Annotated in this window: 7 protein-coding genes and 1 tRNA gene; 3 read left to right on the forward strand and 5 right to left on the reverse strand. The window is 65.9% G+C overall.

All coding sequences use genetic code 11. From position 1 onward, the window contains the following. Positions 1 to 432, forward strand: a 432-nt coding sequence (locus VMI09_07225; protein HTQ24473.1) for a (Fe-S)-binding protein, incomplete at its 5' end; no start/stop codon positions are given. A gap of 105 nt (positions 433 to 537) precedes the next feature. Here VMI09_07225 and VMI09_07230 read toward each other — a convergent pair. Together VMI09_07230 and VMI09_07235 are read right to left on the reverse strand one after the other, a co-directional pair. Then, the gene (locus VMI09_07230; GenBank protein HTQ24474.1) at positions 538 to 1986 is read right to left on the reverse strand and encodes a hypothetical protein; all 1449 of its coding nucleotides are present in this window, start codon (positions 1984 to 1986) and stop codon (positions 538 to 540) included. Positions 1987 to 2017: 31 nt separating this feature from the next. After that, complete coding sequence (locus VMI09_07235) at positions 2018 to 2989, reverse strand: alpha/beta fold hydrolase (GenBank protein ID HTQ24475.1); 972 nt, start codon at positions 2987 to 2989, stop codon at positions 2018 to 2020. Positions 2990 to 3171: 182 nt separating this feature from the next. Here VMI09_07235 and VMI09_07240 point away from each other — a divergent pair, with 182 nt between their 5' ends. Continuing rightward, the gene (locus tag VMI09_07240) at positions 3172 to 4164 is read left to right on the forward strand and encodes an SDR family oxidoreductase (protein HTQ24476.1); all 993 of its coding nucleotides are present in this window, start codon (positions 3172 to 3174) and stop codon (positions 4162 to 4164) included. A 135-nt stretch (positions 4165 to 4299) separates the two neighbouring features. Here VMI09_07240 and VMI09_07245 read toward each other — a convergent pair whose 3' ends face one another. The 3 genes from VMI09_07245 to VMI09_07255 form a co-directional block, all read right to left on the reverse strand. Next, on the reverse strand, positions 4300 to 5100 hold the full coding sequence (locus tag VMI09_07245; GenBank protein ID HTQ24477.1) for a hypothetical protein: 801 nt from the start codon (positions 5098 to 5100) through the stop codon (positions 4300 to 4302). After that, a complete protein-coding gene (locus VMI09_07250) occupies positions 5097 to 6137 on the reverse strand; it encodes a lysylphosphatidylglycerol synthase domain-containing protein (GenBank protein ID HTQ24478.1) in 1041 nt (346 codons plus the stop codon). Before VMI09_07250 ends, VMI09_07245 begins: the two co-directional genes overlap by 4 nt. 178 nt (positions 6138 to 6315) lie before the next feature. After that, positions 6316 to 7365, reverse strand: a complete 1050-nt coding sequence (locus VMI09_07255) for a DUF933 domain-containing protein (protein HTQ24479.1) — start codon at positions 7363 to 7365, stop codon at positions 6316 to 6318. Between the two features lie 234 nt (positions 7366 to 7599). Between VMI09_07255 and VMI09_07260 the strand changes: the two genes are divergently transcribed. Beyond that, positions 7600 to 7675: transfer RNA gene (locus VMI09_07260), tRNA-Thr, on the forward strand. Positions 7676 to 8122 lie beyond the last annotated feature (447 nt).

Below are 8122 nucleotides of genomic sequence, written 5' to 3' on the forward strand. Positions count from 1 at the left end.
CGCTCCGCCCTGAATAATTTTCATTTCCTTGCTTTGCGTCTCAAGATCTCCCCGGAATTCCCGAAGCGGACCGTGTACCACGACTCCTGCTACTACGGCCGTTACAACGACGTATTTGACGAGCCGCGCACGGTGCTCGGCCACGCGGGCGCCCAGGTTCACGAGATGGAACGCCACCGTAAATTCGGGATGTGCTGCGGTGCCGGCGGTGGGCGAATGTGGCTGGAGGAAGATCCGGACAAAAGGGTGAATCTGCTCCGCACCGAGCAGGCGCTTCAGACCGCCCCGGAGGTCATTGCGGTCTCCTGCCCCTTTTGTATGACGATGCTCGGCGACGGCATCAAGGCCAAACAGCTGGAGGAGAAGGTCCAGACCCTCGACGTGATGGAAGTCGTCGACGCGGTCACCCGGAGCCGCGATGCGGAGTCCTGAAGAGACCCGCTGTGCAAGAACCGCACGTTCCACAGCGCCCCGGACAGCGAATGCGATCGCCGACTCGACCGGGTCGCAAGCAGGTGAGCCGTTGGGGAGGCGCGGTTAGCCGCCCCAGCCGTACCATCGCACCTGCCAGGTGAAGAACACGACCAGCGCGATCGAAAGCGCGATCAGGATCTTGCTCAACTGATCGAGCCTGCGCGGCGCGCCGAGCGCGATCAGCGTCAGCAGGAAGGGATAGACCTGCACGTAGTAGCGCGGGCCCAGTTGCGCGAAGCCGCTCGCGTAAACCAGCAGGCTCGGGCCGCTGCTGAGCGCCGCCGCCGCGAGGATCAACGCGGGCAGCGGCTTGAGAAAGCTCGGCCTTAGCGCCAGCACGAAAGCCGGACTCGTCAGGATGAGCGCCTGTCCCATGAACTCGGGATGAATCCACGGAAACTTGTCGCTGTAGCCCGGCGCCATGAAGAGCAGCGTGTAAAGGTTGTAAGGCAGGTCGCGCAGAGCGAACGGGCCGCCCGGCCGGGCGAAGCGGTAGCGGTCCTGCGCATACCACAGCCAGAGCGCGATATCGTTGGGCGTGCCGAACCGGACCTCGTTGTACGCGACATAGAGCAGCGCCGCGCCGGCGAACCCCGGCAGCATCCACAGAAGCTCGCGCATCCGCCGCCCGCGCGCCGCCAGCATCAGCACGTACATCGGCCACGCCATCACCAGGTCGTAGCGCGCGAGCGCCGCCAGCGCCGCCAGTACGCCGACGGTCCACGGCCGCGCCTCGCCGAACACCTCGCCCAGCGCCGCCAGCGTGAACGGCACCGAAGCGACCAGCGCGAAGTTCCACGAACCGCCAAGCGTCGATTCGAACCAGAAGGTCGTGCCGACGCCAAAGAAGAGCACGAGCCATACCCTCGCCGCGCGCGCGACGCCGATATTTCCCATCAGCCGCCACCAGAGCGCAATCGAGATCGCGCCCAGCACCGCCGCCATCGCGGTCTGGTTGGCCGCTTCGCCCCAAATCGCCGCCGCCGGGAGCATCAGGATTCCCGAAAGCACCGGGTGCACGATGTAGCTGCGGCCGCCGACGACGACGTGTTCCATGTAGCTCGGCGCATCGACCCACGTAAGGCCGTGGAGCAACGCCACCGCCAGACGCACGTGTTCGTTGTATGGCGTGGGCGGCGAAATCGTCACCGCGTAAAAAGCGAGGAACATCACGCCCACGCCGAACACGCACCATCCGTCGGCCGCGAGCAGACGATCGAGCACGCTCAAGCGGCCCGCGGCGGCGCCTTGCCCTGCGGCCACAAGCTCGGCGGCCAGTGCGCCGAGTGCGAGCGCGAGAGCGGTTACCACCAGCGCGTTTGGCGGTTCGTGCTTAAGCCACGGGACGAGCAGGATGTCGGCGAGCGCGATCAGCGCGGCCGCGACGAAGAACCATCGCGCCGCGTTCGGCCCGCCCGACGCTTGCGTATCGATCGCGGCGGTCTGCGACTCTTCGAGAGGACTGACCGAGAGGGCATCCATCCGTTCCACGCCGGGCGGCTCGTCCATCATGCACCCGCAAAGCCGCCGCGTACGCCGGGTTTCATTTCTGCAGATCGGCGAGAAACTCGAGCATCGCGCGATTGACCTCTTCGGGTTTCTCCTGCTGCGTCCAATGTCCCGAGCCTTCGATAAGGACGGTCTTGCGCAGGTTGGGCACCCACGCCTGCATCCCGTGCGCCATCTCTGGGCGCAGCACGATATCCAGTTCCGCGGTGATCATCAGCGCGGGCTGGCTTACCTGCGCGGGCAGGCTGGCCGCCTCCTCCCAGTTGCGATCGATGTTGCGGTACCAGTTGAGCGGTTTGCGAAAGCCGGTTTTTTCGAAGGCGCGGACGAAAATCTCGAAATCTTCGTCGCTGAGAAACCTGCCGTGCGGGAGATCCGGCAGATGGTCGAGCAGGCCGCCGCCGTGCGCTCCCAGCACGCCCGAGGGCAGCTTGCGCAGCTCGGCGAACGTCTCGCCCTTGACCAGTTCGCCACCCTGGTAGAACGAGCGCAGGCTGCGGCGAACGTCACGGCCGAGTTCTTCCTCGGCCACGCCCGGTTCCTGGAAATAGACCATGTAGTTGAAATTGCCGCCGGCCATCGCGCGGATTAGATCCATCGGTTTGATCGGAGTGTGCGGAAAGAAGGGCGTGTTGAGCGCGATCACGCGTTCGATTCGCGCCGGCGCCATCAGCGCCGCGTTCCACGCCACCGCGCCGCCCCAGTCATGGCCGACGACGACGCACTTTTCGATCCCCATCGCGTCGAGCATCCCGACGAGGTCGGCGACTATCTCGCGCTGCGTGTACGCCTCGATCGCGTCGGGACCGCCGGTGTCGCCGTAGCCGCGCTGGTCGGGCGCGATCGCGCGCAGACCGGCGCTCGCGAGCGCGCGCATCTGATGGCGCCACGAGTACCATAGCTCCGGAAATCCGTGGTACAGCACGACCGGATAACCCTCTCCGGCCTCGGCGACGTGCATCCGGAGCCCGTTGGTGGCGACGAAGCGATGGGTGAACTCGCTCATGGGCGTAACCTCGCAAAACGTGTGACGCTCGCTTTCAAGCGGGCGCCAAGCGCTTTCCAAGGCTAGCACGCGGACCATCCCGCGGCATCGCCGGGCTTTGACTTATCCGCGGCGGGTGATCGACGATGGCCGGGCCTTGGCCGCGCGGCGCGAGGCAAATTCAGATCACCGAGGACAAGCCGATGGCGTTTACCGTGCAGCCGGAGAGCTTCCGCTTCGAGAACGAATTCCGCAGCGGCGTCGATGGCAAGCGCGTGCTGATCACCGGCGCGGGCAAGGACGGCGGGCTTGGCCAGGCCTTCGGACTGGCGGCCGGTCTAAATGGGGCCGCCAGCGTGGGCGTGCATTTCCATAGCAGCTATTCCGACGGCTTCGACCTGGTCAATGCGCTGCGCGACCTTGGCGTCAACGCATTTCCGGTGCAGGCCGACGTCACCAACATGGGCGATTTGTGGGCCACGCGCAGCTACGTGATCGAGCAGATGGGGGGCAAGCCGCCGAACCTGTTGATCTGCAACTCCGGGCTGACGGAGAAGGGCTACGCGCTCGGCCGGGCGCTGAAAGAGATCCCGGACGAATCGCGCGCGATGCGCCGCGCGCGGGTGCGCCAGCATTTTCTCGAGAGCCTCCACGAATCGCGTCTCGTGTTGAATACCAAGATCGACGGTTTCCTCGCGCTGACCCATCTGTGGGCGGGGGAGGCGGTCTATCATCAGGAGCCTTTGCAGCTCATCTACGTCTCCTCGCGCCAGGCGATCGACCCGGGAGCCAGCGTGCCGGGCTACGTGATCAGCAACTGGGGCGTGCTCCAGCTGCCGAACGTGCTCGCCGTCAACCTGGGGCAGAACGCCAAGTTCGTATTTTCCGCCTGCATCCTGCTGCCCTTCGTCCGCACCAGCATGACCGACCAGTACGCGGACAATCCGCGGGTGTTCGGGCGATGGCAGCCGCGGATGCTCGAGCCCAACGAGGCCGCCAAGGCCTTCCTGCAATTGCTCGCGCGGCCGGGGGCCGAGCTCGACCGGGGATTGTTCGAACTGATGGTCGAGGGCGCTCCGGACAAGGTGGATGTGACCTGGAAGCGCGTCGAACTGGACGTGCGCGAGGAGCCGATGGAATGGAGCCGCAGTGGGTCGCTGCAGTTCCACGGCCAGCATCGGCCGGCGAAGAAGTAACCGGGCCGGAGCGCCGCTGACCGGGATTGGCTATGAGCCGACGGCGCGTCGCCTTATCCCCGGCCGGAAAAGCACGCGGCGAGACGTGCATCTTTTGGTGCGCGTCCCGCCGCGTGCGCCAGAGTCCCGGCGTGCCTACTCGGGCGCTTTTGCGCCAGACGGCGGCGCGGCCGCTGCCCCGCCTGCGGGCGCGCCGGCCGCCCCCGGCGGCGCGCCCACGGTGCGGCGCTGGTAGCCGGCCGGCGCCGTGAAGCTGTCGTCCGGCAGATCGCGCGTCGAGACCTTGGTCACGACTGTTTTAGTCGTTTGCGGCCCCTGCTTGGCGATCATTTCCTTCAGCTTTGTGGCCTGCTCGGGCGCCATCCCGGGAATGGAGATCCCAGGCTTGATCTGGCGCGTGGAATCCATCGTGAGCGGAATCCCTGCGGGCATCTTTCCCGCCATCGCATTGGCGCTCTTCAGCTTGAGGCCCATCGCCTTGGTGAATTCGGAGAACTCGGCAGCTCCGGGCGCGACGGTCGAGAAGCATCCGGAGGTCTCGACCGTGGCCATCGTGGTCTGCCCGGCGCCGCTGTACTCGTCGCATGCGTAGTCCAGCACCTTGGTGGACTTGCCGGTCTTCTTGAAATTGAGGTCGAGCTGCTGGCCGGGCGCGTTCGACATCCCGCGCGGCGGAAAGGGCATCTCCGCGTAGGCCTTCTGGTTCGGATCGATCAGCATCATGGTGCCCTTGTCGAGATCGATCACGAAGATGTTTCGTTCGCTGATCATCTTCTCCCGATGTCCCTGCACGAGCACCTGGCGAGTATGGCTCACGGCGGGCTGGCTGCCCTGGGTGGTGGTCACCTGCTCGTCGATCACGACGCCGGCGCGCGCGCGGCCGCAAAGGCCCGTCATCGACAGCACGCAGGCAACGATTGCGATCGTCTGTTTCATAACGACTGTTCCCCCGGCGCGCTGCTGATTTCCAAAACGCGGGGAGAACCTGCGGTCTCGCGGTCGGCGCGCTCGACGACCAGGCGATGAACGGTCAGGCTCGTGAGTCCGAAACACACCCAAACCATCTCCTTGAACCTGCGCAGCAGCCCTACCGCAAAGCCGACGTCGGCCGGATAGCCGAGCATCGCCATTACCAGCGCCTTGCCGCCCTCCTGGCTGACGAGCTTGGCCGGAATCATGAACGTGGCCCGCTCTATCAACTGGCCGAAGACCTCGACCAGCACCGCGATTTGCCAGCTCACGGGCTCGTGGAGCAGCGTTAGCAGGATATAAATCTCGACCGGGCCGAGGCTCCACGCGACCAGGTAGCACAGGCAGGAGACGGCGAGGCGCCAGCGATGGCGTGCGTAGAATTCGAGCAGCCGCGCGTCGGCCTCGGCGGCGGCCTGGCGCATCTCGTCGTTGGCGATTCGCGAGAGGTCCAGATGCACCGCGGCGCACCACAGATGCGAGAAGGGCCGCTTGGTTTGGACATAGAAGAAGCCCGCGGCGAGCGCGATCGCGAGCCCGAGACCGCCGAGCGCCGGCCCGAGCAGGTGATGGAACCGGGCTTCGAAAGGCAGCACCGTCAGCATTCCGCCGGTGATGAAACCCACCTGGCCGAGCATCTCGGCCAGCGCCGCGACCACCACCGTTACGAGGCCGGCCGCCATCGCGAGCTTGTGCCGCACCATCATCGCCATCACGAACTGGCCGCCGAGCTGCGCCGACGGGGTCACATAATCGACGGCTTCGCCGGCGATCCGTGCCGCGAACAATTCGCCGAGGCCGAGCGTTTTGGGGCAGTTATCGATCGTGACGCGCCATCCGAGCGTGTTAGCCAGGCGCGCGACCGCCTCCAGCGCCACCGTCAACACCAGGCCCCAGCCGGCGACGCGCACGTAATGCAGCACGTCGGCCCATCCGAAGCGATGCAGAAACCAGGCGTAGAAGCCCAGTGCGAGGAGGACGATCAGGGTTTCGATGCGTCGCATCAATGCAGAACTTACCGCCGATCAAGCCCGAAAATGCCGCCTGGCGAACAGGAATTTGCCGCCGGCCGATCCCCCGCGGCATGCAACTATTCTTTCAACGCCACTCGCCCGAGGCAAGCCGATCCGCCGGCTGCGTCCACAAGCGCGGACACGCCTGCATCGATAGGGTTTTGGGCGCTCAGATCTTGAACCTCACGTGGATTATATCGCCGTCGCGGATCACGTAGTCCCGGCCTTCGAGCCGGAGCTTGCCCGCCTCGCGCACCTTGGCGTCGGAGCGAAGCGCGGCGAAATCCTCGTAGCCCACGACCTCGGCGCGGATAAAGCCGCGTGCGATGTCGCTGTGGATCCGGCCCGCCGCCTCGAGCGCAGTGGCGCCCCGCGCAAGCGGCCATGCGTGCGCTTCGGGCTCGCCCGCGGTGTAGAAGGTGATGAGCCCGAGTGCCCGGTAGAGCGCCGCCACCAGCCGGTCGCGCGCCGGCGCGCCGAGCCCGGCGGCGGCGAGCATTTCGCGCTGGCCCGCGGCGTCGAGCTCCCACAATTCGGCCTCGAACGCCGCGGCGAGCGTGAACAGTTCCATCTCGTGCGCCGCGGCGGCTGCGACCCCCTCGGGCGCGGGCTCGGCGGCCGCGCGTTCGGCGTCGCAGTTGACCACGACCAGCGCGGTCTTGCGCGAGAGCAGTCCAAAGCTCGCAAAGACAGCGAGCTCCTGCGCGGTCATTTCGAGCGAGCGCAGCGGCTTTCCCTCCTCGAGCCACTGCACGCAGCGCTTGAGCGTCGCGCGCTCGAACTCGGAGGCCGGATTGCGCTCCTTGACCAGGCGCTCAAGTCGGCGCTCGGCCTGGTCGAGGTCGGCGAACACGAGTTCGGTCTCGATCGCGGCCAGCGCCGAGGGCAGCGTGACCTGGTTGCCGGCAAAATCCGGTATTACGATCAGGAGCGCGTCGAGGTCGCGGATGAGCGGGAGCAGGCTCGGGTCGAGCGCCGCGCCTTCCTTTTGTTCCTTGGGATTGGGGGCGAAATCGAGCACCGTGAGCTCGACCTCGACCCGCTTCTTGGAGCCGTAGGTGCGCTCGAGAAAATCCAGCCGCTCGTCGGCGACCTTGATTTGGCCGGGCCGTGCGCGGTTACGCCCCTCGGCCTGACCGGGGAGCGGGGCAAGGCCGGTCAGTGCGTGGAAAACGGTCGATTTGCCCACGCCGCGTGCGCCGATAATTCCGGTCTTCAAGATTCAGCACTCCCGAACTCACCAGACTTACACAGACGCCGACGCGGCGAAAGGGACGGGTTTACGTGCGCAAGGAACGGCGCATCCGCCTCTCGCCGAGCTTCGGACGGCAAGGAGTCGAGTCGCTCGCGCGGGTTCGGCGGTGGGCTCGACCGGGCGAGGGTGCGATTGGACGCGAGGAGTCTTTAACCAGGGCGAGCGGTGGGTTAATCTCGTAACCGCTTTTCCGCGGGGGCCACCCTAGCTCAGTTGGTAGAGCAGCTGATTCGTAATCAGCAGGTCGTCGGTTCGAATCCGACGGGTGGCTCCAAGGGAATCCAAGGGTTTTTCTGCTTCTGACACTTCACTTTCCGATTCTGGTGCCAGACTTGGTGCCAAACTTTGCGAGTCTAACGCATCGACGAAGGTCTTGTCGCTCCTCGGAAGCCAGTGCGCGTACCACTGGAGCGTCGTCGTCGGCTTGGCGTGCCCGAGCTGTGCCGCCACGTAGGTGATGGGGATCCCTCGGCTTATCAGCAAAGTGGCGAACGTGTGTCGCAGGTCGTACAGGCGATGGCCGCTGATTCGCGCCTGCCGCATGATGCGTGCAAACTGCTTGCGCACCCGTGACTCGTCGAGCGGCTGGCCTCGGTCGTTGATGAAGACGCATTGCGGAACCTCGCCCCATCCGCGCTGAAGGGCCTGCGCTTCGCGGTGCTTGTATAGCGCGGCCAGCGCGCTTGCCAGCTCAAGGCTCATGTCGACCCGCCGCGACCGC

Source organism: Candidatus Binataceae bacterium (assembly GCA_035500095.1).
Taxonomy (GTDB): Bacteria; Desulfobacterota; Binatia; order Binatales; family Binataceae; genus JAKAVN01.